We start from the raw sequence: 25900 nt of genomic DNA, 5'->3' as shown, positions 1-25900 counted from the left end.
TCAAGCCTTCACTTGCACGACCCCCGGTGTTTCGGCTTATATGCCGGATCATTTGACGAGAGATGTTATGCAAGACGGAACCGCCGCCTATCAGACCCCCGACCTGCCACCCGCGCAGAGTTTCACCAACGCCGCCGCTGCTGTTGACAGGCTGCAAGATCTTTATACCCAAGCCACCGCCTATCTGGCCGAGCATTTCAGCGCCACGGTGACCAAGGGCAAGCCACAGGGCCGCATCCGTGCGTTCTACCCCGAAATCCGCCTGACCGTGACCAGCCACACCAAAGCCGACTCGCGGCTTGCCTTTGGTCATGTGGCCAGCCCCGGCACCTATGCCACCACGGTCACGCGCCCGGATCTGTTTCGCAATTACCTGATTCAGCAGCTTGATCTGCTGATGGAAAATCACGGTGTCTCGATTCAGATCGGGACGTCAGAAACCCCGATTCCGGTGCATTTCGCGGTTGCCGGGAACCCGGCCGTGTCGGTCCCGCAAGAGGGCGTGCTGGAGTTCAGCCTGCGCGATGTGTTCGACGTGCCGGATCTGGCCACCACGAATGATGATATCGTGAATGGCATGCGCACCGAAAACCCGGATGGGTCGATGCCTTTGGCCCCGTTTACGGCGCAGCGGGTGGATTATTCGCTGGCACGTCTGTCGCATTACACCGCGACTGATCCGCAGCATTTTCAGAACCACGTTCTGTTCACCAACTATCAGTTCTATGTCGATGAATTTGAGGCTTATGCCCGCCAAGTGCTGGCGGATCCATCCTTGGGCTACACTGCGTTTGTGGCCACAGGAAACCAGATCATCACCACACCCGATGGCATTCTGAACCCGGTTGCCAAACTGCCGCAAATGCCGACCTATCACCTGAAACGTGCTGACGGGCAGGGGATCACGCTGGTCAACATTGGTGTCGGGCCGTCGAACGCCAAGACTGCCACTGACCATATCGCCGTGCTGCGCCCACATGCCTGGCTGATGGTTGGGCACTGCGCAGGGCTGCGCAACAGCCAATCGATGGGCGATTTCGTGCTGGCGCATGCGTACCTGCGCGAAGACCATGTGCTTGACGATGATCTGCCGGTCTGGGTGCCGATCCCGGCGCTGGCCGAGATTCAGATCGCGCTGCAAGAAGCGGTGGCCGAGGTCACCCAGTTGGAGGGCTATGAGCTGAAACGCATCATGCGCACCGGCACTGTGGCCACGATCGACAACCGCAACTGGGAGTTGCGCGACCAGTCCGGTCCGGTCAAGCGCCTGTCGCAATCGCGCGCCATTGCTCTGGATATGGAAAGCGCTACGATTGCCGCCAACGGCTTTCGGTTCCGTGTGCCTTATGGCACTTTGCTTTGTGTTTCGGACAAACCTTTGCATGGAGAGTTGAAGCTGCCCGGCATGGCCAGCGATTTTTACAAGACCCAAGTCAGCCGGCACTTGCAAATCGGCATCCGTGCGATGGAACGTCTGCGGCTTATGCCGATTGAGCGTATCCACAGCCGGAAGTTGCGCAGCTTTGAGGAAACGGCCTTCCTATAACCGCTCATTTTCAACTGCGACGCACGGTTTGGGCTTGATTTGCGCCGAAAAACACTGTGTAGCGAAACCCGTCGCCGGCAACGGCCAACCGATACATCTGGCCCGTCCTGTGGCGACGGCCTGCAATAAGGAAGAAGAATGATGACGACGAAACCGATGACCAAAACTCAACTCGTTGCCGCTATCGCCGAGACCATGGGCGCTGACAAGAAAATTGCCGGTTCGGCACTGGATGCGATCATCGATGTTGTGACCCGCGAAGTCGCAGCTGGTGGTTCGGTCACGTTGCCGGGTCTGGGCAAGGTTGCTTGCAAGGCCCGCCCAGAGCGTCAGGTCCGCAACCCAGCCACCGGGGAGACAATGACCAAGCCTGCCGACAAGCAAGTCAAGTTCGCCATCGCCAAGGCGCTGAAAGACAGCGTTAACGCCTGAGGCATTCGCCAGACAGACGACCGTAAAGACCGCCCATTGTGGCGGTCTTTCCATTTGGGACGGACAAAATGACCCTTCGCGCCATTCTGATGGGCCTTGTCTTTGCGTTGATGTGGTCGTCGGCTTTTGCCACTGCCCGCATCATCGTGGCACATGCGCCGCCCTTGTTCTCTTTGTCGCTTCGGTTTTTCATCTCGGGCCTGATTGCCGTTCTGCTTGCCCGCGCGCTGGGCCAAAGCTGGCATTTGCCCGGCGGCTGGCGCGGCCCGCAAGCGCGATCGGTTCTGGTCTTTGGCCTGTGTCAGAATGCGCTGTACCTGGGTCTGAATTTTGTGGCGATGCAAAAGATCGAAGGCTCTTTGGCGGCCATCATCGCATCAGCGATGCCGCTTATGGTGGCAGGGCTTGGGTGGCTGTGGTTTCGTGAGAAAGTTTCCACCTTAGGAATTGTGGGCCTGCTGACCGGGATGGCGGGTGTTGCTGTGATCATGGGCAGTCGCCTGCAAGGTGGAGCAGACCCGCTCAGCGTCGGGCTGTGTGTGGCGGGTGCGCTGGCGCTGGCCGTTGCCACGCTGAGCGTTCGGGGGGCTTCGGGGTCTGGCAATCTGCTGATGATCGTTGGTTTGCAAATGCTGGTGGGTGCTGTGGTGCTGGCGATTGTGTCGGGCCTGACGGAAGCCGGATCGGTCGATGTGACGTCTGCTTATATCTGGGCGATGGCCTATCAGATTTTTGTACCGGGGCTGGCGGCGACTTTGCTTTGGTTCAGCCTAGTGCGCGATCTGGGCGCGGTGCGAGCGGCAACGTTCCACTTTCTGAACCCGGCCTTTGGGGTGGCTGTCGCCGCGCTTTTGCTGGGCGAGCGTATCAGTGCGACCGATGTTTTGGGGGTTGCGATTGCCATGGCCGGGATTCTGGCCGTGCAGCTTTCAAAGGTGCGCGTTCGGCCCTGAAACAATTCTCACGCAGCCTTTCATAGCACGTGAAGCACACACAGGGCATGCTGCGTGCATCATCAATCAGAGGCATGCCATGAGACTGTCAGACCTGAAACGCCTTGTTGCGCCTGTGTCCCTGCCAAAGCCGATCAGACTGCCGCCGCTTGTGGCGGTGTCTTAACCGATCTGGCCGCGCAGGCCGCCGGTTTGGCCGCGATCCAACAGCAGGTGATCCAGCATCACACAGGCCATCATCGCCTCACCCACGGGAACGGCGCGAATGCCGACGCATGGGTCGTGGCGACCTTTGGTGATCAGATCAATCTCCTCGCCGCGCTGGTTCACGGTCTGGCGTGGAGTTAGGATGCTGGAGGTGGGTTTGACCGCGAAGCGGCAGATGACCGGCTGACCAGTAGAAATGCCGCCAAGGATTCCACCTGCATGATTTGACAAGAACTCTGGCCCGTTTGGACCCATGCGGATTTCATCCGCGTTGTCCACCCCGGTCAGGGTCGCTGCGGCCATGCCGTCGCCAATCTCTACCGCCTTGACCGCGTTTATGCTCATCATCGCGCTGGCGAGATCGCTGTCGAGCTTGCCATAAAGTGGCGCGCCAAGGCCGGGGGGAACGCCTGTTGCGATCACCTCGATCACAGCGCCAACGGAATTGTGCGACAGGCGCAGATCGTCGAGGTAGGTCGCCCACTCTGCGGCCGCCACAGGATCGGGGCACCAGAACGGGTTGTTTGCAACCTCGGCCAGATCAACGCGGCTGCGGTCAATGGCACGCGGACCCATCTGGACCATATAGCCGGTGATGCGCAGATCAGGCACAAGTGCCGCAAGCGCCGCGCGGGCTATGCCACCCGCCGCTACGCGTGCCGCGGTTTCGCGCGCAGATGACCGCCCGCCACCGCGGTAATCCCGGTGGCGGTATTTCTGGTGATAGGTGATGTCGGCATGGCCGGGGCGGAACGCTTGTGCAATGTCGCCATAGTCTTTTGACCGCTGGTCGGTGTTCTCGATCATCAACTGAATTGCGGTTCCAGTTGTCCGGCCTTCAAACACACCCGACAGGATGCGAACCTCGTCCGCCTCTTTGCGCTGGGTGGTGAATTTGGACGTTCCCGGTTTACGCTTGTCCAGCCAAGGTTGAATGTCGGCTTCGGTCAGCGCGATACCGGGCGGGCAGCCGTCAACCGTGCAGCCAATGGCCGGGCCATGGCTTTCGCCCCAAGTGGTCACACGAAACAGGTGGCCGAATGTGTTCAGGCTCATGACGGACTCTCCCTCTTGCTGGTTGTTTAGGGGCAAATGGGGGGGGAATGAAGGGGGTTTTGATTTGGCCCCCGGTTTGTGAAGAACATAGTTCAGCTTTGCCCGCCATTTGTTTGCGACACCTTCAAGCGGTTGCAACGACTTTCGCCACTTGCCGGCTGCTGTGGTCGGTCAGTGGCCCCAATACAGAACGGAGCTTCATATTTGTTGTGCGCCACAACAAATATGATACGCTTGCCGGATGATCCGATTCCGAGGGGGGAAATCATGCGCCGGCTTGGGATACATTCATTTGTCTGGACGAATGGACACACGCAAAGCGGGCTGGAGTCCGCGCTTGAGAAATCGGCCGAGCATGGATATCGCATGATCGAATTTGCCTATTTGCGGCCTGAACGGTTTGATCTTGATCGTCTGGCACGCAAGGCGCAGTCGCTAGGCATAGAGATTGTCGTCACCATGGGGTTGCCCCACGATGCCGATGTGTCCAGCGAAGACAGCGCAGTGGTTGCAAAGGGTACGGCGATGTTGGCCGATGCGGTCAGGGCCGTGCGAGATATCGGTGGCATTCGTCTGGGCGGCATTTTGTATTCCATGCACGGCAAGTATGACCGGATGCCCACGCAGGCCGGTTGGATGAACAGCGCAGAGGCGATTGCTGCCACGGCAGAACTGGCCAAAGATTGCGGCGTCCAGATTGTTCTGGAGGTGGTCAACCGCTTCGAATCGAACCTGTTGAACACCACCGCGCAGGGGATGCAATTCTTGAAAGATACAGGGCGCGATGATGTGTTCCTGCATCTCGATACGTTTCACATGAATATCGAAGAAGCCAGCCCGGCGGCTGCCATCCGCATGGCAGGCGACAAACTGGCGTATTTCCACTTTAACGAAAACTATCGTGGTTATCTTGGCACTGGCACAATCGACTTTCCGGCAATTTTTGATGCCCTTGTCGAGATCGGGTTTCATGACCGCGATATCGTGTTCGAAAGCTTCTCCAAGGCGATTGTCGATGAAGGTCTGTCGCTGGCCTGCGGGATCTGGCGCGACACATGGGATGACAACAACCCACTGGCCGCCCATGCGCGCCAGTTCATCGAACAGCGCTGGGCTGAGGCTGTCATGCGCGCGCGTATCAATGCGCAGGTCTGACCGGGCAGGGCATTTCATGGGCTGGGTAGACACGGGTCGACATGACAAAAGCTGATCTTTCTGGCGGCGCGCCGCGCCTGATCCGGCATAGCAATGTGGTTGCGGCGCTTCAGGCTCTGTTCGATCAGGGGCAGCTAAGCCGCGCGGCGCTGGCGCGGCATCTTGGTCTGAACCGATCATCTTCCGGGCATATCATTGCAGAGTTGCTGGCAAGTGATCTGGTCCGCGAAGTGCCCGACACTGCACCCCAAACGGACACGCCTGTGCGGGCAGGCCGGCCCGGTGTGCGGTTGGAACTGCAACCGGACGCCGCCTGTTTTGTGGGGGTGGAAATTGGGGTGGAACATATCACGACCCTGCGGATGAATCTGAAGGGTACCTATTCGCACTGTCGGATCGAGCCTTTTGATGGCCGGTCAGTGCCAGTGGCCATCGCGGTTGAGCAGGCCGTTGCGCAGGCCTTTGACGGGATGCCGCAAGACTTGCGCGACAGTGTTGAAGGCTTTGGCCTTGCCGTCCCGGCGCAGATCGAAGAAGCCGGTCTGATACACACGGCGCCGTTGCTGGGCTGGGAAAATGAGGATTTGCGGTCCCTCGTGGACCTTGCCCTGCGCTCTGAATTCCCGGTTATGATTGAGAATGATGCGAATGCATTTGCGTTTGGCGAAAGTTATTGTGACCGGGCCAACAGGGCAGGCGTGACGCTGTTCATGGTCCTTGAGTCCGGGGTCGGTGGGGGTATTGTCATTGATGGCAAGCTTTACCGGGGGGGGCATGGGCTGGCTGGAGAGATCGGCCACATGCATATTCGCGACGGTGCCGAATTGGAGGAGGTTCTGGGCCGGGATCACCTTTTGCAGAGGTATCGCGTGGCAAACGGTGGCGTGCCCGTATCCATCCGATCCTTTCTGAACGCCGTTCAGCGGTCTGATCCGCAGGCCGTGGCCATCGCCTCAGACTGGGCGCAAGATCTGGCACAGGCCATTGTGTCGGCCTGCCGCCTGCTTGATCCGAACCGGGTCGTGCTGGGGGGTGGACTTGCGGCGCTGTATCCGATGGTCGCGACACAGGTTTTGAACCGCATGGGGGAACTGCAAGCACGCACCTTTCCCTGCCCGAAGATTGTTGTGCATAAATCTGCGGAAAGTGGGGCTGCCTTTGGGGCTGCCTGTATGCTGCATCAACGGTTTTTGTCGCTAGAGAACGAGATGCATCTGCGAGGGCCGAAATGATGTCTGGCGTTGGGGTGCGACAGGCACAATCACTGGCAGGGAGAATTTGATGAGTGTCGCGCCCGACGCATTGGGGCCGACCGTTTGTGTCGGCGAAATTTTGGTCGAGATTGTTGCCACCACGATCGGGACCGGATTTCGTGAGGCCCAGCCCCTGATTGGCCCGTTTCCAAGCGGTGCGCCCGCGATCTTTATTGACCAATGCGGCCGCATCGGTGGGGCGGCGGCCATGATCGGTGCGGTGGGGGATGACGATTTCGGACGCGTCAATCTTGACCGTCTGCGCCGCGATGGGGTCGATATTTCGGCCATCGCGATAGACCCTTTCATGCCGACCGGCAGTGCCTTTGTCCGATACCGTGCTGATGGTGCGCGTGATTTTGTGTTCAACATCGCCACTTCGGCTGCGGCACGCTTTGGATGGAGCAGACAGGTGGCGGATGTTGTGGATCGTGCGGGACATTTGCATGTCATGGGGTCGGCCCTGTCGATGCCCAACGCTTGGGACGTTATCGAAAAGGCCGCGCAGAGTATCAAGGGCCGCGGTGGGTCGGTGTCGCTTGATCCGAATTTGCGCAAGGAGTTGAAATACGATGATGCGACCAGATCCCGCTTTGTGCGGCTGGTCGAAATGTCTGATCTGCTGCTGCCATCTGGCGAAGAACTGGAACTTGCGGCTGGCACCGAGGGCGAAGCCAAGGCTGTTGCGCGTCTGTTCGAAAAGGGTGTGTCCGAGATCGTGTTGAAGCGCGGCGCAAAGGGCGCGACGTGTTTTGAACGCGATGGCAGCCGCACCGATGCCGCCGCTTTTGCCGTGAATGAGGTGGACCCGACCGGGGCAGGTGACTGCTTTGGCGGGGCCTATCTGACCTGTCGCAGGCTGGGTATGCCTGTGCAGCAGGCGCTGACCTATGGCTGTGCCGCCGGGGCCAGAAACGTGACGCGGCTTGGCCCAATGGAAGGGGCCGGGTCGCGCGAAGATCTTGATGCATTTATCCTTTCAGCGAAAAGGCTTGGCGAATGAGCGGCTATCTGGATCAGCTTGTTGCCTGGCGGGTGAGCGGCATGCCACGGGGGATCACCTCGGTCTGTTCCGCGCATCCGGTCGTGTTGCGCGCAGCGTTGCGTCACGGCGCGGCGACGTCGTCGATGGTTCTGATTGAGGCCACCTGTAATCAGGTCAACCATCTGGGCGGTTATACCGGGATGCGCCCGGCTGATTTTGTGGCCTTGGTGGAGCGGATTGCGGGCGACGAATCCTGCCCGATGGATCGTGTTATCTTGGGTGGTGATCATCTTGGCCCGAATCCGTGGCGGGATCAGTCAGCCGAAACGGCGCTGGTTGAAGCCGAGAAGATGGTGGCAGCCTATGTCGCTGCCGGGTTTCGCAAGATCCACCTTGATGCGTCGATGGGATGCGCGGGCGAGCCTTTGGCACTGGATGATGCCGCAACTGCCGCGCGTGCGGTGCGTCTGGCCGCCGTTGCCGAACGGATTGCGCGCGATCAGGGCGGCGATCTGCCCCGCTATGTCATCGGCACTGAAGTCCCCCCCCCTGGTGGGGCCGATCACGCGTTGCGAGATGTGCCGCCGACCGACCCCGACGCGGCCCGAAAGACCATCGCCGTGCATCGGGATTGCTTCAACGCGGCGGGTCTGGGCGATGCCTTTGACCGGGTGATCGGCATTGTTGTGCAGCCTGGGGTGGAGTTCGGCAATCATAACGTGGTGCGCTATCTGCGCGACAAAGCACAACCGCTGGTCCGGGTTCTGGATGGCGAAGACGGTTTGGTATTCGAAGCGCATTCCACCGACTATCAGGGAACTGCGCCGCTTTCGGAACTGGTCCAAGATGGCTTTGCCATTCTGAAAGTCGGACCAGAGCTGACATTTGTTCTGCGTGAGGCGCTTTATGCGCTGGATCTGATCGCCTCTGATCTGGTGCCGGGGTATGGCGACCGACCGCTTAAGACCGAGATGGAACGGATCATGCTGGCAGACCCCGGTCAATGGGATCGCCACTATGCCGGCGATTCCGCTGAGCAGGCGTTGTTGCGGCATTACTCGCTGTCTGACCGCATTCGTTACTACTGGGTGAATGATGCAGCCAGAGGTGCGGTTGAGCGGCTGATCGCTGCGTTGCAGGGACGATCGGTTCCTTTGCCGCTGTTCTGGCAACATTGGCCAGCCGCTGCTGGGTTTGCAGATGCGCCGCTTGACCCTGAGGCTTTGCTGATCTGGCGGGTGACGCAAAGCCTTTGCAGCTATCACGCAGCCTGCAATCTCAAAAACTGAACACTGCAAAAGGAGGCAGCTATGGCATTGGAACAGTTTCGTCTGGATGGAAAGGTGGCTCTGGTCACTGGCGGCAACCGGGGCATAGGTCTTGCCATCGCCCGGCTTTTTGTCGAGGCCGGGGCCAAGGTCATGGTGACAGGTCGCAGTCTGACCGCCGACGCGCAGGAACTTTGCGCCAACGATTGTGCTGCTTGGGTCGCGGGTGATGTCACTGATCCCGCCACGCCAGAGCGGATCGTTGCCGCAACGCTTGACCGGTTTGGCGGGCTGGACATTCTGGTTAACAATGCGGGGATTGCCGACAGCGGTGACTTTCACGACTTCGACGATGCGCGTCTTGCGGCGATCAACGACACGAACTTTGTCGCGCCTTTTCGCATCGCTCGGGCGGCGATCAAGCCAATGTTGAAAAAGCAGTCGGGCGTTATCCTGAACATAGGCTCTATTTCGGCCGAAGTGGCGAACCAACCGCAGCTTCAGGTGGCCTATAACGCCTCAAAGGCGGCAGTTCATCAGATGACCCGTGTGATGGCCTTTGAATACGCCAGCCGCGGCATCCGCGTGAACGCTTTGGCACCGGGCTATGTGGTCAGCGACATGACAAAGGGCGGCATTGCCAACGCTGCGTGGAACAAGGTGTGGACCGAAAACACCCCAATGGGCCGGTTCGGGCAACCCGAGGAGATGGCCAATTGCGCCCTGTTCTTGTGCGCGCCCGCGTCCAGCTATGTGACGGGCACAGTTTTGACCGCTGATGGTGGGTATACAACGCATTGAAAGGGGATCGTGATGACGGCTGACCTTAAGGACCGCAGCGTTCTGATCACCGGGGCGTCGGGCGGCATTGGCACCGCCATGGCAGAACTGTTTGCGGCTGCTGGCGCACGTCTGGCGCTTATCGACATCACCGACCCCGCGCCACTTGCGGCCCGCCTTGGCGCACGGCACCGGGCATGGATCTGCGATCTGTCGCAGCCCGAAGATATCGCCCGCGTCTCGGCAAGGGTCGGCACAGAAATGGGCATTGATGTGCTGATCAACAACGCAGGTCTTGGCATCGTTGCCCCGGCAGAGCAGCTATCGGTCGAGGATTGGGACCGCACCCAAGCCATAAACCTGCGTGCGCCGTGGTTGATGGCGGCGGCGGCGCTGCCGTTTTTGAAAGCCTCGGGGCGTGGGCGCATTGTGAACATCGCATCGCAAGCCGGGATGGTCGCGATTGCGGAACATGCGGCTTATGGGGCCAGCAAGGCTGGGCTGATCGGTCTGACGAAGGTGCTGGCTTTGGAATGGGCAAGGTATGGCATCACCGTGAATGCGATTTCGCCCACGGTGGTTGAAACGCCGATGGCACTTGTCGGTTGGGCGGGTGAAAAGGGCGCGCGCGCCAAGGCCGAAATCCCGGTCGGGCGCTTTGCAAAGCCCGCGGAAATCGCGCATGCGGCGTTCTACCTTGCGTCGGCACAGGCAGGCATCGTGACCGGTGAAAACATGGTGCTGGATGGGGGATATACCATCCGTTAGGCGAGTGTGGCGGCCAGTGGATCTGGCCGCCAAAAGTGATTCAAATGTCAAAATTGGTCGGCAGAATCACCATATCGCGGATCGTCACCGTGCGCGGGCGACTTAGCATATACATGATCGCATCCGAAATTTCTTCGGGGTCCATCAGCGCGCCGGCCTCCTTGGCCTTGCGCAGATTTTCTTCGGGCCAATCCGCCAGCAGCGCCGAGATCACGGGCCCCGGCGAAACCTGCCCGACGCGGATTCCGTGCTTGTTCAACTGCCTCCGCATTGTCTGAACAAAACAGGTCATCGCCCATTTTGACGCCGAATAGACCGGCTCCCACTGTATGGGCATATGTCCGGCGACCGAAGCGGTCACAATGATATCGCCCGTGCCGCGCTCTTGCATGTGCGGGATCACGTCGCGGACGTTTTTCATCACCACATTGACGTTCAGGTTCAGCATCCGGTCAATTGTATCGGTGTCCGTCTCGATCAGATCGCCGCCGATATAGCTGCCTGCGTTGCAGTGCAGAATGTCGATCTGTCCCACCTTTGCCAGTATCTCGGGCACCATGGCGGCGCAGCTTTTTACGTCCAGCAGGTTGGTCTGCTGCGCAATCGCGTTAGGGCCAAGTTCGGCCGTCAGCTTTTCAAGCGCGGTCGCATTGTAATCAACCATCACAACCTTGGCGCCCGCGTTCAGCAGGGCGCGCGTGGTTGCAAGGCCAATGCCAGAAGCGGCACCGGTCACGGCAGCCACTTTGCCGGTCAGGGATTGGGTCATCGTCTTTCCTCCGGGTGAATGTGTATTTGGTCAAACTGCGAGAAAACCGCCGTCAATCGGCAGCACGGCCCCGGTGATGACCGGGGCATCGTCTGACAGCAGCATGGCAATGGTGCGGGCCACGTCCTCAACTTCGGCAAAGCGGCCAAGGGGGTGGCGGGCCATCATCGGGTCTTTTCGGAAGGGTTCCGACCAAGCAGCGGCGGCAAGTTCGGTCATGGTGACGGTGGGGGCGACGGCATTGACGCGGATGCCATGCGGCCCCAGCTCTTTGGCCATCACACGGGTTGCGCCCTCCAGCCCTGCTTTGGAGGCGGCATAGACCATATGATCCTGAAAGCCGCGATGCCCGGCAATCGAGGTAACGTTGATGATCGCGCCGCCCCCGCCAGCCGCAATGCGTGCGCGTGCAAATTCCTGCGCGCAGATCAGGGCGGCGCGCAGGTTGATCCCCATGACGGCCTCATACCCATCTTCTGTCATGTCCAGCACAGATTCCAGAACGTTGGTTCCGGCGCAATTGATCAGAAAGTCGGCTGGTCCTGCTGCCTTCATCGCGCCGCGGGCTGCGGGGCTGTCTGCAAGGTCCACCGCAATCCCCTTGGCCCCGAACTCGGCCGCAAGGGCATCAAGATCTGCCTGCGTGCGCGCCATTGCGATCACACTCGCGCCGCGTGCGGCCATGATCTGCGCGCAGGCCCGACCGATGCCTTTACCCGCGCCAGTGATGATGACGGTTTTTCCTGCGAATTGCTGATTCATTGGCGGGTCTTTCGTGGGTTGCAAAGGGTGCCCGATTGCGGCGAAGACTTTGCGGAAGGTGCAAATGTTGGCCTTAACCGATCGGGGTCAGAAGCAGTTCGGCGGTCACATCATCTGTGATCAATGTATCCACCAGCCCGCGCTGACAGGCCGCGCGAATGATTTCCACCTTGTGAGGGCCGGCGGCAGAGAGGATCTTTTCAGGCACATCCAGCACCATGGCCAGCGGCATGCCGATAGCCCGGTCGTCAATCGCCCTCGAGACAGAGTTGCCGTCTTTGTCCAGGAACTGGCCAAGCACATCGCCAATCGCCCCTGAGGCCTTTAGCGTCTCTACCGTCAGCCCTTGCGGCAGCCCATGCGACACCAGAAAGGACTTTTCGGACACGTTGGAACAGGTCAGCAAAACCGCATCCAGCGTTTCGAACTTCTTGAAATGCTCTTGCAAGGAATACTGCGACAGGAACACGTCGCGATCTATTCCTGCGGATAGATAGATCGGGGCTGTCAGAATGGAGTAATGCGCGCCCAGAACATCAGCAAAACCTGAAGCAATGCCAAAGGAATTGAAAGTTGACCCCTGCGCGGTCCCGCCCAGAATCGACACGACTTCCAGATCAGGATGGGTTTGGCGTTGCAGTTTTCGGATGGCAGAGTCCAGCGTCAGGCCCCAGGACACACCAAAGGATTTCCATTCGGAGGTGCGCAGCCGTTCAGTCAGATGTTCGGCAAGGGCCGCGCCTACGCTTCGATGAAACTCGTAGTCATTGTGATTTGCGGGGCAGATCACAGCACGTTTGATTTGCAACTCATCCACCAAGCGCTTTTGCAGCTCAAACCGGGGCAGAAATGGGGATTCGATCTGAATCTTGATGATTCCCAGCGCCTTGGCGCGCTGGATTGCCTGATTCACCCGCAGCCGGGTCACGTCCATGATCCGGGCAATCTCTGCTTGGGTCATTTCGTTCACGTAGTAGTGCCAGCAGACTTCAGCGATGAACTCCTCGCCGTCCGCCACAGGTTCGCGTGGCATTTCTATTCCTCCCAAGGCGGCTGACTGCGCCCCGTTACAGCCAGATCGTTATATCAACCGTGGCATGCCTCACAAGTGTATTGCAAGCCATACAGGTGAAAAAATGCACTTGCATGGAGTGTCATACATATGCATTTTGAGTGCAGGGGATGACGCGATTCGACCGTGGGAGAACGTTTGGCTCGCCGTCCGCTCCTGCAAAAATAAATGGGAGGAGACCCAAATGAACTTTGCTCTCAAGCTCGGCACTTCGGTGCTGGCGCTGACCCTTGCCGCGTCTGCGGGCTTCGCGCAGGATGCGGACTGGTGGAAAAAAGCGGCCGAACCATATCAAGGCGTAACGCTGCGCGGCGTGACGGAATCGTCGCCGCCGTCACTTTTCATCCGCGAAGTGCTGGCCCCGCAATTTGAGGAACTGACCGGTATCCGCGTCGACGTGGAAACCACGTCGTGGGACCAGATGTTCGACAAAGCGATCAAGGACATGGAAGCCGGAACCGGCATCTATGACATGGTCTATATCGAGCAGGACATCATCTATTCCTACCTGTCACGCAATTTCCTGACCGACCTGAGCGGACTGTTGGCGGCCAATCCCCAGCTGAAAGCCGCCACCTATGATGAGGCGAATTTCACCACCTTCGCCGACTACTTCAAGGATGAAAAAGGCAACCTTTATGGCGTGCCGATGGAAGCCTTTATCAAGATTTACCTTTACCGCACCGACCTGTTCGGCGATCCGGCCATTCAGGCCGCCTTCAAAGAACAGACCGGCAAAGACCTGGCACCTGCAACCACCCACGCCGACTATACTGAAATCGCCAAGTTCTTCTACGAATATGGGCAGGCAAATGGCTTGGCGCTGTGGGGCACCACCGTTCAGGGCCATACCGGTCACCCGGCATCTTGGTATGAATACTACGAATCCGTTGCTCCAACCTTTGGGATCTACAACTGGGGCATCGACGCCAGCAACAACTACGCCGCATCGGTGGAAAGTGGCGGCCAGATGAATTCAGATACCGCCAAGGAGGCGCTTCAGTGGTGGCTTGATCTGCGCCAATACGCGCCGCCAGAAACCGATCAGTCAACCTGGACCGAGACTGGCACAACCTTTGGCGCGGGTCGCGCGGCACAGGGTCTGATCTATGGCGAAAACGCGGGCTGGATCGCGGCTGACAAAGACAAGTCGCTGGTTGTCGGCAAGGTCGGCGTGGCGCTTCCGCCGCTGGCCGAAGGTGTTCTGGCTGAAGTAGAAGCCGGTAACGGGTATATCGGCTATTATGACGGTGGCGCTTTCGGTCTGCCTGCGACATCCAAAAATCAGGAAGCCGCGGCACTGTTCCTTCAGTACATCGGCCAGAACGAAGTGCAGCCTGACTGGGCCGTTGCCGCGCCGCGCGTGACCAACACAGCCACCTATGACGATCCGAAAGTTATCGCCATGAACACCGAATTGGGCGGTTACTATGACATGCTGAAGGACAAGGGCTATCTGTTTGCCGGTGCGCCTCCGTATCCGTTCCATGCCCAACTGCGTGAAGCGACTGCACCGACGTTCTTTGAGATCCTGACCGGCGCACTCAGCGCGTCGGACGGGCTTGACCAGATAGCGGTGATCACCGAGCAGACCCTGACCGAACTCGGCTACCGCAAGTAAGCGGACGCTCCCTGCCGGGTCGATGGGCCGCCGCTTTACGCAGGGCGGCGGCCCAGAACTTGCCACCTGATCGCGGATCGGTTGGTATATGCGTTACGCTAACTGATTACCTTTAAGGGGGGCAACGCCGTGCAATCCAATAGACTTGGATGGATCTTGCTGGCACCAACAATGGTCATCCTGTTCTTTTTCGGGGTTTTGCCATTTGTCTATGTGCTGTGGGTTTCATTCCATCAATGGAACCCCTTTGCCGTCGATCCGACGATGGTGTTCAACGGCGCCGACAATTTCCGTAAAATTGTCTTTGATGCGGCGTTCCTGAACTCGGTCGGTGTTACGGTCATGTTTGTGTTCTTTGCCGTCGTGTCTGAGCTTATAATCGGTTATTTTCTTGCCCAGGCTTTTATGCGCGATTTTCCAGGCAAGTCCTTTTTCCGCACCATTCACACCCTGCCGCTGATTATGGCTCCGATCATTGTGGGGTCAGTCTGGAAGCTGATGATGACCCCCTCTATCGGCATTATCCCGCATTACCTGAACCTTTGGTTTGGCATCTCTGTGAACATCGGCACCTCACCCGCAGCGGCCTTCACCACGATCGTGATCATGGATATCTGGCACTGGACACCGCTGGTCACGCTAACGCTGATTGCGGCCCTTGTGTCACTGCCCGCCGACCCGTTCGAGCAAGCCCAGATTGACGGCGCGAACAAGCGACAGATCTTTTGGCACATCACCTTGCCGATGATTGCGCCGGCGGTCGTGGCCACCGTTTTCATCCGCCTGATGGACGCCCTTCGTACGGTGGATGAGGTCTGGATGCTGACCGGCGGCGGCCCCGGTTCTGCGACGCGGTTCGTTGGGGTGCATATCTTCAAAGAGGTGTTTCCAAAGACAAACTACGGCTATGGCTCCACGATTTCGGTCATCGTCCTTTACCTTACCATTGTCGCCTGTTGGCTGCTGTATGTGACCATGCTTGCGCCAAGAAACAGCAGAAAGGGCTAAGCCGATGAGAAAGCAAAACCCGATCATCGGCCTTGTTTTCTGGAGCCTCGTCAGCTTTCTGACGCTGTTCCCGATCTATTGGCTGTTCGTCATCTCGGTCAAACCTGCGGTGCAACTGTTCTCAACCCCTGATCTATGGGTCACCGATCCGTTCTGGGGCAATTATGCAAAGGTCTGGGGCGACCGGCTGTTGCGCAGCTACATGCTGAATTCGATCATCATCTCAACAGGCAACGCGGTGCTTTGCACCATTCTGGGGTTCTTTGCCTGCTATGCGCTATCGCGTTTCAACATGGCAGGCAAAGAGTCGATCTTTTTCTGGACCATCACCAACCGCATGGCCCCTCCGGCCGTGTTCCTGCTGCCATTGTTTTTGTTGATGACGCAGGTTTACACCATTGGCGAATGGCGTCTGCTGGACACAAGGATCGGGATGATTCTGGTCTATTGCACCTTTAACCTGCCCTTCGCGATCTGGACTCTGCGCCCCACACTTGAGGGCATACCAAAGGAATTGGATGAGGCTGCCTTTGTCGATGGTGCCTCACCCTGGCAGGTGATTACCGAAGTGATCTTCCCACTGTGCCGCCCCGGTCTGGCCGTGACCTTCATCCTGACATGGGTGTTTGCGTGGAACGAATACCTGCTGGCAGCCACACTCACCAACTTTAACGCCCGCACGCTGACGACCGGCCTGTCGGAATATGTGACCAGCACCGGCACCGAATGGGGCATCATGGCGACCATCTCTGTCTTTACCCTGATCCCGGCGCTGATCGTGTTCAGCATGGTGCAAAAGCATATCGTGGCCGGTCTGACCTTTGGCGCAGTGAAAGGATAAGGGCATACCCATGTCAAAAGAAACGCCACTCGCCTCGGTTCATCTTGCCGAAGAGGAACCGGTAGAGCTGCCTGTCGAAAAGCCCGGCTTTCTGCCCATCGAAACCAACTGGTTCGATCGGCTGTTCATATCCGTGGTGATCTGGGTCGCGCTGTCGCTGTTCTGGTTTCGGTTCATAGAGCCGATGGGCTTATCAATCTGGATTTCCAATGCCATTGCACTGGGCTTGGCTGTCTGGATCATCAGGAAAGGATAGTCGGATGAAAGCGCTTGTTCTTGAAAAGAAAAACGACCTGAGCTTGCGGGACTTTCCGGCAATTGACCGTGTGGAAGAAACGCTTGGACCCCATGATGTGCGGATCAAGCTGCACACCGTCGGCATTTGCGGATCAGACGTGCATTATTATACCCATGGTCGCATCGGGCATTTTGTCGTCGATGCGCCGATGATCCTCGGCCACGAAGCATCTGGCACGGTGACAGAGGTGGGCACAGCCGTCACCACCCTGAAAGAAGGCGACCGTGTCTGTATGGAGCCGGGCATTCCCGACCCCAATTCAAAAGCGACACGGCTGGGCATGTATAACATCGACCCTGCCGTGCGGTTCTGGGCCACCCCCCCGGTTCACGGCATCCTGCGGCCGACCTGCGTGCATCCCGAGGCGTTCACCTTCAAGCTGCCCGACAATGTCAGCTTTGCCGAGGCCGCGATGGTGGAGCCGCTGGCTGTCGGCGTTCATGCCGCCACCAAGGCGCGGGTCAGGCCCGGTGACAACGCTGTGGTGTTGGGGGCTGGTCCCATCGGGCTGGTCACGGCGCTTGCGGCTTTGGCGGCGGGATGTGCACGGGTTTATGTGACCGACCTTGCGCCGAAAAAGCTGGACATCGCCGCGTCGCTCAGCCGGGCCATTGTTCCGGTCAACGCCAAGACAGAAAACCTTGTCGACATCATCCGCCGCGATACCGACGGCTGGGGCGCTGACATTGTGTTTGAGGCGACAGGTTCGCCCCATGCCGCCAAAACGGTGTTTGAAGCTCTCGCCCCGGGTGGTTGCGTGGTGATGATCGGCGGCCAGCCAGACCCTATCCAATACGATGCGGGTGCGGCCATGGTGCGTGAGGCGCGGGTGGAGAATATCTTTCGATACGCCCATGTGTTTCCGCGCTGTGTTGGCATGCTCAGTTCCGGCGCCATAGATGTGAAGCCGCTTATCACACGCACCTTTGCGTTTAACGACAGCGTGCAGGCTTTTGAAATCGCTGCCTCTGCCCCTCCGGCGGACGTGAAAATGCAGATCGTTCTGCCACAGTAAGGGGCCAGATCAATGGCAAGTGTTACAATCAAAGATATCACCAAACGTTATGGCTCGGTGCAAGTCATGCACGGCGTCAGCGTTGATATCGAAGACGGTGAATTCGTTGTGCTGGTCGGCCCGTCCGGATGCGGCAAATCCACGTTGCTGCGTATGTTGGCAGGGCTTGAGCAGATTTCTGGTGGCACTATTTCGATTGGGGATCGCGTGGTCAACGACGTGCTGCCCAAGGAACGCGATATCGCCATGGTGTTCCAAAGCTATGCGCTTTACCCGCATAAGACCGTCTATGACAACATCGCCTTTCCGTTGAAAATGGCCAAGCGCCCCAAGCATGAGGTCGAGGAAAAGGTCACCAAGGCCGCCGAAGTCCTCGACCTTGGCAAATATCTTAAGCGGTATCCAAAAGAGCTGTCCGGCGGCCAGCGTCAGCGCGTGGCCATGGGCCGCGCCATCGTGCGCGATCCGCAGGTGTTCCTGTTCGACGAACCGCTGTCCAATCTTGATGCCAAGCTGCGTGTCACCATGCGGCTTGAGATCAAGGAACTGCACCAGCGTCTTGGCACAACGATCGTCTATGTCACGCATGACCAGATTGAGGCGATGACCATGGCCGACAAGATCGTGGTCATGCGCGATGGCCGGGTCGAACAAGTCGGCTCTCCGCTGGATCTGTATGACCATCCTGACAATGTTTTTGTGGCGGGCTTCATCGGATCTCCGTCGATGAATTTCCTGCACGGCAAGATCGCGACCCATGGCGGACAAAAACACTTTGTCTCGGATAATGGGCTGGCCCTGCCTTTACCCGCCACCACCGCCGCCGAGGGGGAAGTCGTCACCTATGGCATCCGGCCCGAACATATCGCCATTGGCGACGGCGGCGTTAAAATGAACGTGGTGGTGATTGAACCAACGGGGTCGGAAACGCAGGTTTTTGCCCGGTCCGGCAACGACCTGATGGACGCGCTGGTGAAAGAGCGTATCACGGCGCGCCCCGGCAGCGAGCTTGGCTTTATCATTGATCCGGCCAATGTTCACCTGTTCGACCGCAAGACGGAGAAGCGCATTTGAATGCTTCGGGCATGGAACCTTCTCCGCGACCAGAGGTAAGGGCGGTCATTTTCGACATGGACGGATGCCTTGTCGACAGTGAACCGCTTTCGCTTGAAGCGGTGGCCGCTGAGATGCGCCACGCGGGACTTCTGAACGCGACAGCCGCAGAGGTTGGCGAGAAATACCTTGGGGTTTCCCTGTCCAGAATCATTCAGGATGTGGAGGATCGCTTGGGCAGACCCTGCCCGCCGGATTTCATTGATCGTATGGAGACGCGCCTGTTCAAGGCTTACAAGGCGGGTCTTCAGCCGATCAACGGTGCAGACGACTTGCTGGTCGCGCTTGCCAAGGCGGGAATTGCGGTGGCGATTGCCTCTGGCGCGTCGGTCCGGCGGCTTGACCGCACGTTGGAATATTCTGGTCTGGACCGCTTTTTCCCGACGCATCGTTTCAGTGCCGATCTTGTCAGCCGTGGCAAGCCAGCGCCTGATGTGTTTCTGCTTGCGGCGGAAAGGCTGGGGGTTGCACCACAACACTGCGTTGTCCTTGAAGACTCACCGCATGGAATCAAAGGCGCTGTTGATGCTGGCATGCGCGCGGTGGGGTTCGTAGGTGGAAGCCATCTGATCGGACGCGAGTCTCATCATGCGGTCATTTTGCGCGAGGCGGGCGCAGCTCAGACGGTTCATTACCTTAGCGAAGCGTTTGATGCGCTGGTTCGCAAAGTGACCCTGCCATGATGTTTGCGCCTGCCCCAAAACAACGCGACACTTCAGAGGTCAGTCGATGATCAAACTTTCTAACGCGTCGCTTCCGCTGCTGCCCGACGGGATTTTGCGGCCGACCTATGATCGCGCAATGCTGCGGCCGGGCATCGTTCATATCGGCATGGGCAATTTTCATCGCGCGCATCAGGCGTGGTATCTGCACCGGCTGATGGAACAGGGCCTTGCGCTGGATTGGGCGATTATCGGTGCGGGTGTCCGTGCCTATGATACAGCGCAGCGCGAAAAGCTGGTTGCGCAGGATTTTCTGACAACATTGATCGCACTGGACCCATCGGGCACCTCTGCCGAGGTGGTAGGCTCTGTGATCGGCTATGTTCCGATTGCAGATGGCAACGGACCACTGATCCGGGAAATGGCAGACCCCCAGATCCGCATTGTCTCGCTGACCGTGACCGAGGGCGGGTATTACATCGACCCGGTGACAAAAGCCTTTGACGCCGCGCACACCGATATTGTTCATGATGCCGCAAATCCTGCCACGCCACGCACAGCCTTTGGGGCCATCGTTGCTGCGCTGAGGCTGCGCCGCGACGGGGGAACCGGCCCCTTTACCGTGCAAAGCTGTGACAACCTGCAAGGCAATGGCGCGATCTTGCGGCAAACGGTGGTATCGCTGGCCCGGCTGTCAGACCCCGCCCTTGCCGACTGGATCAACGCACATTGTTCGTTTCCGAATTCCATGGTCGATTGCATCGTGCCAGCGACAGGGCCAAAAGAGCTGGCGCTGGCGCAGGGATTTGGCATCGATGACGCCGTGCCCGTGACGCATGAGAACTTTCGCCAATGGGTGATAGAGGATGATTTCTGCGCAGGCCGCCCCGATTGGGATAAGGTTGGCGCAATGTTTTCCGACAATGTGCACGGCTATGAGGCGCAGAAAATCCGCATTCTGAACGCTGGGCATCAGGTTATTGCCAGCGTGGCCGAGGTGATGGGTCTGACCACGATTTCCGAGACGATGGCCCATCCGGCGATTCACGCCCTGTTCCGCAAGGTTGCGCAAGACGAGATCATCCCCCATGTTATCCCAGTTCCGGGCATGACGCCTGCGCAATATGTTGACCTGATAGACAGTCGTTTTGCCAATCCTGCGATCGTCGATACCGTGCGACGGGTTGCGTTTGACGGGTCGTCCCGGCATCCTGGCATGGTTTTGCCCACGGTGCGTGATGGTCTGCGCGCCGGTGCCCCGGTGCGTGGTTTGGCGCTGGTTGAGGCGGCTTGGGCAAGGATGTGTGAAGGTACCCGCGATGATGGTAGCAAAATCGCGCCAAACGATCCGTTCTGGGATATGCTGACCGAAACGGCAGGTCAGGCCCGGCGCAATCCGCGCGCATGGCTGGAGCAACGCCAGTTCTACGGTGATCTGGCGGATGCGCCCCGGTTTGCCGATGCATTCGATCAGTGGCTGACGATCATGTATCAAGATGGCATGGAGGCCGCAGTGCAACGGTATCTGGATGGCAGGTAAATGAGTTTTCTTGGAATAGATCTTGGCACATCCGGGCTGCGCGCCTTGTTGGTAGGCGAAGACGGCAGGCCCATTGGGGCGGCAGAGCGCAGCTATGAAGCGCGCCGCCGCTTTCCGGGTTGGTCCGAGCAGGACCCCGCCGACTGGATCGCCGCGCTGGAAGCAGCAGTGGCAGAACTGCGAACAAACTATCCTGATTTTGCGCAGCTTCGGGGGATCGGCGTGTCTGGCCAGATGCATGGCGCAACCTTGCTGGACAAGGACAGCAAGGTTCTGCGCCCCTGCATCCTGTGGAATGACATGCGATCGCATGTGCAGGCGGCGCGACTGGATGTCATGGTGGATGTGCGTGCGCTGTCGGGGAACATCGTGTTTCCGGGCTTCACTGCGCCCAAGCTGGAATGGCTGCGAGAAAACGAGCCAGAGGTTCACGCCCGTGTGGCAAAGGTGCTGCTTCCGGCGGCCTATCTCAATTTCTACCTGACCGGGGAATTTGTGGCGGATATGTCCGACTCCGCTGGCACCTCCTGGCTTGATGTTGGTGGGCGGCACTGGTCAGACCAATTGCTTTCTGCGGGTCATATGCGCCGCGATCAGATGCCGGATCTGGTTGAAGGCACTCAGGAAGCGGGCAGGTTGCGCAGCGAGGTGTTGCGCGCCTGGGGTCTTTCCGGCCCGGTATCAGTCGCCGGTGGCGCAGGGGATAATGCGGCAGCGGCCTGTGGTATCGGCGCGTTACGCCAAGGGCAGGGCTTTGTGTCGCTTGGCACATCCGGCGTTTTGCTCGCCGCCCGTGACGGCTATCGCCCGGCACCGGAAACGGCGGTTCACACCTTTTGCCATGCGATCCCCGGACGATGGTATCAGATGGGGGTGATGCTGGCTGCAACCGACAGTCTCAACTGGCTGGCCAGGATCACCGAAAGTAAACCGGCAAGCCTGACGGCGCCCTTGGGGCCAACGCTGCAAGCGCCGTCGAGGGTGCGGTTCCTGCCCTATCTTGCGGGCGAGCGGACGCCGCACAACGACTCTGAAATTCGCGGCAGTTTCACCGGGTTGGGGCTTGCCACCTCGCGCGAAGATCTTACGCGCGCTGTCCTTGAGGGGGTTGCCTTTGGCCTGCGCGACAGTTTTGAAGCGCTGCAGGAAACGGGTGCTACGGTGGAGAACCTGATCGCGATTGGTGGTGGCACGGCATCGCACTATTGGCTGAAGCTGATTGCCACAGTGCTGCACATGCCGCTTTCCCTGCCGGTTGGCGGTGAATTTGGCGCAGCTTTGGGTGCGGCGCGGTTGGCGATCTGTGCCGCAACAGGTGCAGACCCGGAACAGGTGATGCAAATGCCCGGCATTGGGGAGACGATCGACCCGGATATCGATTTGCAGGCCAGATTTGACGCGGAATACAGCGCGTTTCGCGCATCATATCCGGCGATCAGGTCGGTTCAGTAATCTGGTAGAGGCTATTTCGTAAAGGGGGGCGCGCAAGGTGCGCGCCCCGTCGAATGCGTCGATTACATCGGCGGCATGATCACGGTGTCGATCACGTGGATCACACCATTGGATGCTTCGATATCGGCGGTGGTGATGGTGGCGCCGTTGACCTTGGCACCGCCGTCGAGCGTGATGGTGACATCGGCGCCGTTGACGGTGGCTGCGGTCAGCCCCTCTGACAGGTCGGTTGACATGACTTTGCCCGGCACAACGTGATAAGTCAGGATCGCGGTCAGCTGTTCCAGGTTCTCTGGCAACAGCAGGGTGTCGACGGTGCCTTCGGGCAGAGCGGCGAACGCCTCATCGGTTGGAGCGAACACAGTGAAGGGGCCTTCGCCTTTGAGCGTGTCAACCAGCCCGGCTGCGGTTACAGCGGCGACCAGTGTGTTGAAGGTTCCTGCGCCGACTGCGGTGTCGACGATATCCTTGGGTCCGTGGCCGCCAGCAAAGGCTGGGGCTGCGAAGGCAAGGGCGGTTGTCATGGCAAGAAAGGTTCTGCGGATCATTGGTGTCACTCCCGTTTGATCATCGCCTTGATTGGCCCGCTGTATATGGGGCGGAAAGACGATCAGATTAGGCCAACATTTCTGTGCGGCAGGCTTGCCCGGAGCCGATAGACGACTAAGCTCCGGGCACTTTGGATTTCCAGTCAAATACCTGTGATGGCTGGTGATCGGGCGTTACCCTTATTCAGAGGCCAGCGCGCCCTTTACGATGCCCGACAGCAGGTCGTTGACCGGGGCCATGCTGCCATCATAGGCGCGGTGACCTACGGTGATTGTGCCGGGGGCACCGGGGGTCTCATAGACGAAGATGCCGTAGGGGCAGTGCTGGACATTGGCAATGTCGGCTTCCATCACCGCACGACTGACGGTGGCGGAACAGAAGGTAAAGATATTGGCCTCGGTAAAGATCGAGGTGTCAGATCCGACATCTGCGCGGGTGCGTTCCAGCATGGAGCCGACGTGGCTGACATGGTCGATCACCAGACCCGCGCCCACGATGGCGGATTCAACCGCAAAGGTTACGTTCTCGAACGAGTCTTCGACGGTATATATGACGGGCGCAGTTTCGGCCGTGACCGGCAAGGCGACAGTCAAGGCGAGAGCGGAAGCAAGAGTGGCAATGCGTAACATAATGAGTTCCTCCTGCAGGGCAGCATGGACCATAAACATTCCTATGTGAATATGTACTTCCACGTTGTGGGGCGGTGACGGGCTTGTCGCAGGTCTTTCCCGGCAATGTGAGCAGCTTTGCTTTGATTTTTGCGCCCGACCCGTCATCTTATATTCCAATGCCAAAGGGAGACAGGTGCCATGCTAGGATTGAACTGGTCAGACGTGACGCCAAAGCCGCAATGGTTAAACCGTCGGCAGCTGATGGCGGGGGCGGGGGCGCTGATGGCGACTCCGGCGCTGGCAAAGATAGAAGCAGCGAAAAGCCCATTCTCTACCGACATCACCCCAAACACGCTGTCCGAGATCACCACGTACAACAACTTTTATGAGTTCGGGCTGGACAAGGGCGACCCAGCCCGCAACGCCCGGCTGCTGACGACCGACCCTTGGGCGGTGGAAATTGGCGGCATGGTGGACCGCCCCGGCAGCTATGATCTGAGCGACATTCTAAGGGATGCCCCACTGGAGGAACGCATCTATCGGTTTCGTTGTGTGGAAGCCTGGTCGATGGTGATTCCATGGATCGGGTTCGAGTTGGGGCATCTGCTGGCCAAGGCCGGGGTGCAGCCCGGTGCGAAGTATGTGGCGTTCGAGACGCTGGTGCGCCCCGAGGAGATGCCGGGACAAAAGACCCGTAGCCTCGACTGGCCCTACCGCGAAGGTTTGCGGCTGGATGAGGCGATGCATCCACTGACGATTCTGGCGACGGGTCTGTATGGAGAGCCGATGCCCAACCAAAACGGCGCGCCGATCCGGCTGGTGGTGCCGTGGAAATATGGCTTCAAGTCGATCAAGTCCATTGTCAGCATCCGCCTGACGGATACCCAGCCCGAGACCACATGGAACATGCAAAACGCACGCGAATATGGTTTCTACAGCAACGTGAACCCAGGGGTGAGCCATCCGCGCTGGTCACAGGCCAGCGAACGCCGCGTAGGGGCGGGCATCTTTGCCGGGCGTGAGGATACGTTGATGTTCAACGGTTACGGCGAACAGGTGGCAGGTCTGTATGACGGTATGGACCTGACCAAAGATTATTGATGGACAAGATCAACGCCCTTGCCCGCCGGGTGCCGACAGCCGTGGTGTGGGGGGCGGCGCTGATTCCATTTTTCTGGCTGGTCTGGGCCGCAGCCACCAACCGCCTTGGCCCCGATCCGGTCAAGGCGATCGAACTGAGCCTTGGGCTGTGGGGATTGCAGTTTTTGCTGGCCTCGCTGTGCATCACGCCTTTGCGCAAGATCGGGCTGAACCTGCTGCGATTCCGTCGTGCGCTGGGGGTGATGGCCTTCTTCTATATAGGGATGCATTTTCTGGCCTGGGTCGTGCTGGATATGGGCCTGCGATGGGACGAGATTCTGCGCGACCTTTATAAGCGGCCCTATGTCATCCTGGGCATGGTGGGCCTGCTGGCGATGATTCCGCTGGCAGTTACCTCGACCAATTGGGCAATCCGGCGACTTGGGGCGGGTAGATGGCGGCGTTTGCATAGGCTGGCCTATGTGGCGGCTTTGGCTGGCGCGCTGCATTTCGTGATTCTGGTGAAGGGTTGGCCGACTGAACCGCTGCTATATGCGGCGGCTGTGGTGGGTCTTTTGCTTCTTCGTATGGGTTTCCCCAAGGTCAGCCGCGCATGAGTCTGTGGATAACAGCCACCTAGCTGCATGTGGGGCCTGAAAGGGGATGCTGCAAGCGCAAGAAAGTTGCCGCAGTGCGGCGTCCCTTGTGGCGAAAGTTTCACCAAGCCCTAGATTTTGTGCGATTTTCAAGTTTTGTGAAAAAAATGCGACTGTCTGCACTTTTTCCTCTTGCGGGTTCCGGCATCCCTCCGTAAATACCGCCTCACCGAAGCGAAACAGCGACGGTGACGGACGGAAGCGAAGACGAAGCGAAGCGAAAGCGACGACAAGGAAACGCGGAAAACCTGAAAATCTGAAGATACGGCGGTTCGGGAAACGCTAAGAGATTAGCGCCTCGATTTTGTTTTGTCTTCTTGCTCTTTGAAAATTGAAAGTGATGAAGGGATATGTGGGCGGTTTGGACGCATCGGCGTCTAACACGTAGCATATCTGCCCAGCAGGGGAGTGACCGTAAGGTTGCCGACCGATGACCTGGGGAAAGCTT

General features: G+C 58.8%; 26 protein-coding genes. 20 read left to right on the top strand and 6 right to left on the bottom strand.

What is annotated here, in order from left to right; translation table 11 throughout:
• Positions 1 to 67 precede the first annotated feature (67 nt).
• From Q8K08_RS20395 to Q8K08_RS20385, 3 genes are all read left to right on the top strand, one after another.
• Positions 68 to 1546: an AMP nucleosidase gene (locus Q8K08_RS20395; RefSeq protein ID WP_304798067.1), complete on the top strand. Its 1479-nt coding sequence runs from the start codon at positions 68 to 70 to the stop codon at positions 1544 to 1546.
• Positions 1547 to 1687: 141 nt separating this feature from the next.
• Positions 1688 to 1978: an HU family DNA-binding protein gene (locus tag Q8K08_RS20390; protein WP_304798101.1), complete on the top strand. Its 291-nt coding sequence runs from the start codon at positions 1688 to 1690 to the stop codon at positions 1976 to 1978.
• Between the two features lie 68 nt (positions 1979 to 2046).
• Positions 2047 to 2931: a DMT family transporter gene (locus Q8K08_RS20385; protein ID WP_305251566.1), complete on the top strand. Its 885-nt coding sequence runs from the start codon at positions 2047 to 2049 to the stop codon at positions 2929 to 2931.
• Positions 2932 to 3093: 162 nt separating this feature from the next.
• Here the strand turns inward: Q8K08_RS20385 and aroC are convergent, their stop codons facing one another.
• Complete coding sequence (aroC, locus tag Q8K08_RS20380) at positions 3094 to 4194, bottom strand: chorismate synthase (RefSeq protein WP_304798064.1); 1101 nt, start codon at positions 4192 to 4194, stop codon at positions 3094 to 3096.
• A 225-nt stretch (positions 4195 to 4419) separates the two neighbouring features.
• On the opposite strand from aroC, the gene Q8K08_RS20375 reads away from it, so the two are divergent.
• From Q8K08_RS20375 to Q8K08_RS20350, 6 genes are read left to right on the top strand one after another with little or no spacing between them, the layout of a single operon-like run.
• Entirely contained in the window at positions 4420 to 5349 is a 930-nt protein-coding gene (locus Q8K08_RS20375) for a sugar phosphate isomerase/epimerase family protein (RefSeq protein ID WP_370870570.1), read from the top strand.
• A 41-nt stretch (positions 5350 to 5390) separates the two neighbouring features.
• Positions 5391 to 6581 carry an ROK family protein gene (locus tag Q8K08_RS20370; RefSeq protein ID WP_305251565.1) on the top strand — a complete coding sequence of 397 codons (1191 nt, stop codon included), beginning with the start codon at positions 5391 to 5393 and terminating at the stop codon, positions 6579 to 6581.
• A 49-nt stretch (positions 6582 to 6630) separates the two neighbouring features.
• A complete protein-coding gene (locus Q8K08_RS20365) occupies positions 6631 to 7605 on the top strand; it encodes a sugar kinase (protein ID WP_304798059.1) in 975 nt (324 codons plus the stop codon).
• Positions 7602 to 8876 (top strand): class II D-tagatose-bisphosphate aldolase, non-catalytic subunit, encoded by a 1275-nt coding sequence (locus Q8K08_RS20360; RefSeq protein WP_305251564.1) that lies wholly within the window; start codon positions 7602 to 7604, stop codon positions 8874 to 8876. Before Q8K08_RS20365 ends, Q8K08_RS20360 begins: the two co-directional genes overlap by 4 nt.
• 21 nt (positions 8877 to 8897) lie before the next feature.
• On the top strand, positions 8898 to 9656 hold the full coding sequence (locus Q8K08_RS20355; RefSeq protein ID WP_305251563.1) for an SDR family NAD(P)-dependent oxidoreductase: 759 nt from the start codon (positions 8898 to 8900) through the stop codon (positions 9654 to 9656).
• Between the two features lie 12 nt (positions 9657 to 9668).
• A complete protein-coding gene (locus tag Q8K08_RS20350) occupies positions 9669 to 10403 on the top strand; it encodes a GolD/DthD family dehydrogenase (protein ID WP_305251562.1) in 735 nt (244 codons plus the stop codon).
• 40 nt (positions 10404 to 10443) lie between these two features.
• On the opposite strand, the gene Q8K08_RS20345 is transcribed toward Q8K08_RS20350, so the two are convergent.
• The 3 genes from Q8K08_RS20345 to Q8K08_RS20335 all read right to left on the bottom strand — a co-directional run bounded on the left by Q8K08_RS20345 (position 10444) and on the right by Q8K08_RS20335 (position 12967).
• Positions 10444 to 11172 carry an SDR family oxidoreductase gene (locus tag Q8K08_RS20345; protein WP_305251561.1) on the bottom strand — a complete coding sequence of 243 codons (729 nt, stop codon included), beginning with the start codon at positions 11170 to 11172 and terminating at the stop codon, positions 10444 to 10446.
• Between the two features lie 30 nt (positions 11173 to 11202).
• Entirely contained in the window at positions 11203 to 11934 is a 732-nt protein-coding gene (locus tag Q8K08_RS20340; protein WP_304800761.1) for an SDR family oxidoreductase, read from the bottom strand.
• A gap of 73 nt (positions 11935 to 12007) precedes the next feature.
• The gene (locus Q8K08_RS20335; protein WP_305251560.1) at positions 12008 to 12967 is read right to left on the bottom strand and encodes a sugar-binding transcriptional regulator; all 960 of its coding nucleotides are present in this window, start codon (positions 12965 to 12967) and stop codon (positions 12008 to 12010) included.
• A gap of 223 nt (positions 12968 to 13190) precedes the next feature.
• Between Q8K08_RS20335 and Q8K08_RS20330 the strand changes: the two genes are divergently transcribed.
• From Q8K08_RS20330 to xylB, 9 genes are all read left to right on the top strand, one after another.
• Positions 13191 to 14627 carry an ABC transporter substrate-binding protein gene (locus tag Q8K08_RS20330; protein WP_305251559.1) on the top strand — a complete coding sequence of 479 codons (1437 nt, stop codon included), beginning with the start codon at positions 13191 to 13193 and terminating at the stop codon, positions 14625 to 14627.
• A 171-nt stretch (positions 14628 to 14798) separates the two neighbouring features.
• Entirely contained in the window at positions 14799 to 15635 is an 837-nt protein-coding gene (locus tag Q8K08_RS20325; protein WP_305251558.1) for a carbohydrate ABC transporter permease, read from the top strand.
• 4 nt (positions 15636 to 15639) lie between these two features.
• Positions 15640 to 16476 carry a carbohydrate ABC transporter permease gene (locus tag Q8K08_RS20320; protein ID WP_304802180.1) on the top strand — a complete coding sequence of 279 codons (837 nt, stop codon included), beginning with the start codon at positions 15640 to 15642 and terminating at the stop codon, positions 16474 to 16476.
• Positions 16477 to 16486: 10 nt separating this feature from the next.
• Positions 16487 to 16732 carry a DUF2160 family membrane protein gene (locus tag Q8K08_RS20315; protein ID WP_304802178.1) on the top strand — a complete coding sequence of 82 codons (246 nt, stop codon included), beginning with the start codon at positions 16487 to 16489 and terminating at the stop codon, positions 16730 to 16732.
• Positions 16733 to 16736: 4 nt separating this feature from the next.
• A complete protein-coding gene (locus Q8K08_RS20310) occupies positions 16737 to 17789 on the top strand; it encodes an NAD(P)-dependent alcohol dehydrogenase (RefSeq protein WP_304802176.1) in 1053 nt (350 codons plus the stop codon).
• Between the two features lie 12 nt (positions 17790 to 17801).
• Positions 17802 to 18863 carry an ABC transporter ATP-binding protein gene (locus tag Q8K08_RS20305; protein ID WP_304802174.1) on the top strand — a complete coding sequence of 354 codons (1062 nt, stop codon included), beginning with the start codon at positions 17802 to 17804 and terminating at the stop codon, positions 18861 to 18863.
• 11 nt (positions 18864 to 18874) lie between these two features.
• Entirely contained in the window at positions 18875 to 19585 is a 711-nt protein-coding gene (locus Q8K08_RS20300) for an HAD family phosphatase (RefSeq protein WP_305251557.1), read from the top strand.
• 46 nt (positions 19586 to 19631) lie between these two features.
• Entirely contained in the window at positions 19632 to 21104 is a 1473-nt protein-coding gene (locus Q8K08_RS20295) for a mannitol dehydrogenase family protein (RefSeq protein WP_305251556.1), read from the top strand.
• Positions 21105 to 22556: a xylulokinase gene (gene xylB / locus Q8K08_RS20290; RefSeq protein WP_304802168.1), complete on the top strand. Its 1452-nt coding sequence runs from the start codon at positions 21105 to 21107 to the stop codon at positions 22554 to 22556. It abuts the gene before it with no gap.
• Positions 22557 to 22618: 62 nt separating this feature from the next.
• Here xylB and Q8K08_RS20285 read toward each other — a convergent pair whose 3' ends face one another.
• Both Q8K08_RS20285 and Q8K08_RS20280 read right to left on the bottom strand, forming a co-directional pair.
• Complete coding sequence (locus Q8K08_RS20285) at positions 22619 to 23104, bottom strand: fasciclin domain-containing protein (protein ID WP_305251555.1); 486 nt, start codon at positions 23102 to 23104, stop codon at positions 22619 to 22621.
• 180 nt (positions 23105 to 23284) lie between these two features.
• Positions 23285 to 23734 carry a DUF302 domain-containing protein gene (locus Q8K08_RS20280; RefSeq protein WP_305251554.1) on the bottom strand — a complete coding sequence of 150 codons (450 nt, stop codon included), beginning with the start codon at positions 23732 to 23734 and terminating at the stop codon, positions 23285 to 23287.
• Between the two features lie 180 nt (positions 23735 to 23914).
• Here Q8K08_RS20280 and msrP point away from each other — a divergent pair, with 180 nt between their 5' ends.
• A complete protein-coding gene (gene msrP, locus Q8K08_RS20275; protein WP_304802243.1) occupies positions 23915 to 24817 on the top strand; it encodes a protein-methionine-sulfoxide reductase catalytic subunit MsrP in 903 nt (300 codons plus the stop codon).
• Entirely contained in the window at positions 24817 to 25413 is a 597-nt protein-coding gene (msrQ, locus tag Q8K08_RS20270; RefSeq protein ID WP_304802242.1) for a protein-methionine-sulfoxide reductase heme-binding subunit MsrQ, read from the top strand. Before msrP ends, msrQ begins: the two co-directional genes overlap by 1 nt.
• The last annotated feature ends 487 nt before the right edge of the window (positions 25414 to 25900 follow it).

Source organism: Pseudotabrizicola sp. (assembly GCF_030684215.1).
In the GTDB taxonomy this organism is placed as follows: domain Bacteria; phylum Pseudomonadota; class Alphaproteobacteria; order Rhodobacterales; family Rhodobacteraceae; genus Pseudotabrizicola.
Note: the sequence above shows the minus strand (reverse complement) of the source record. Positions and strands in the feature narration are given on the sequence as shown.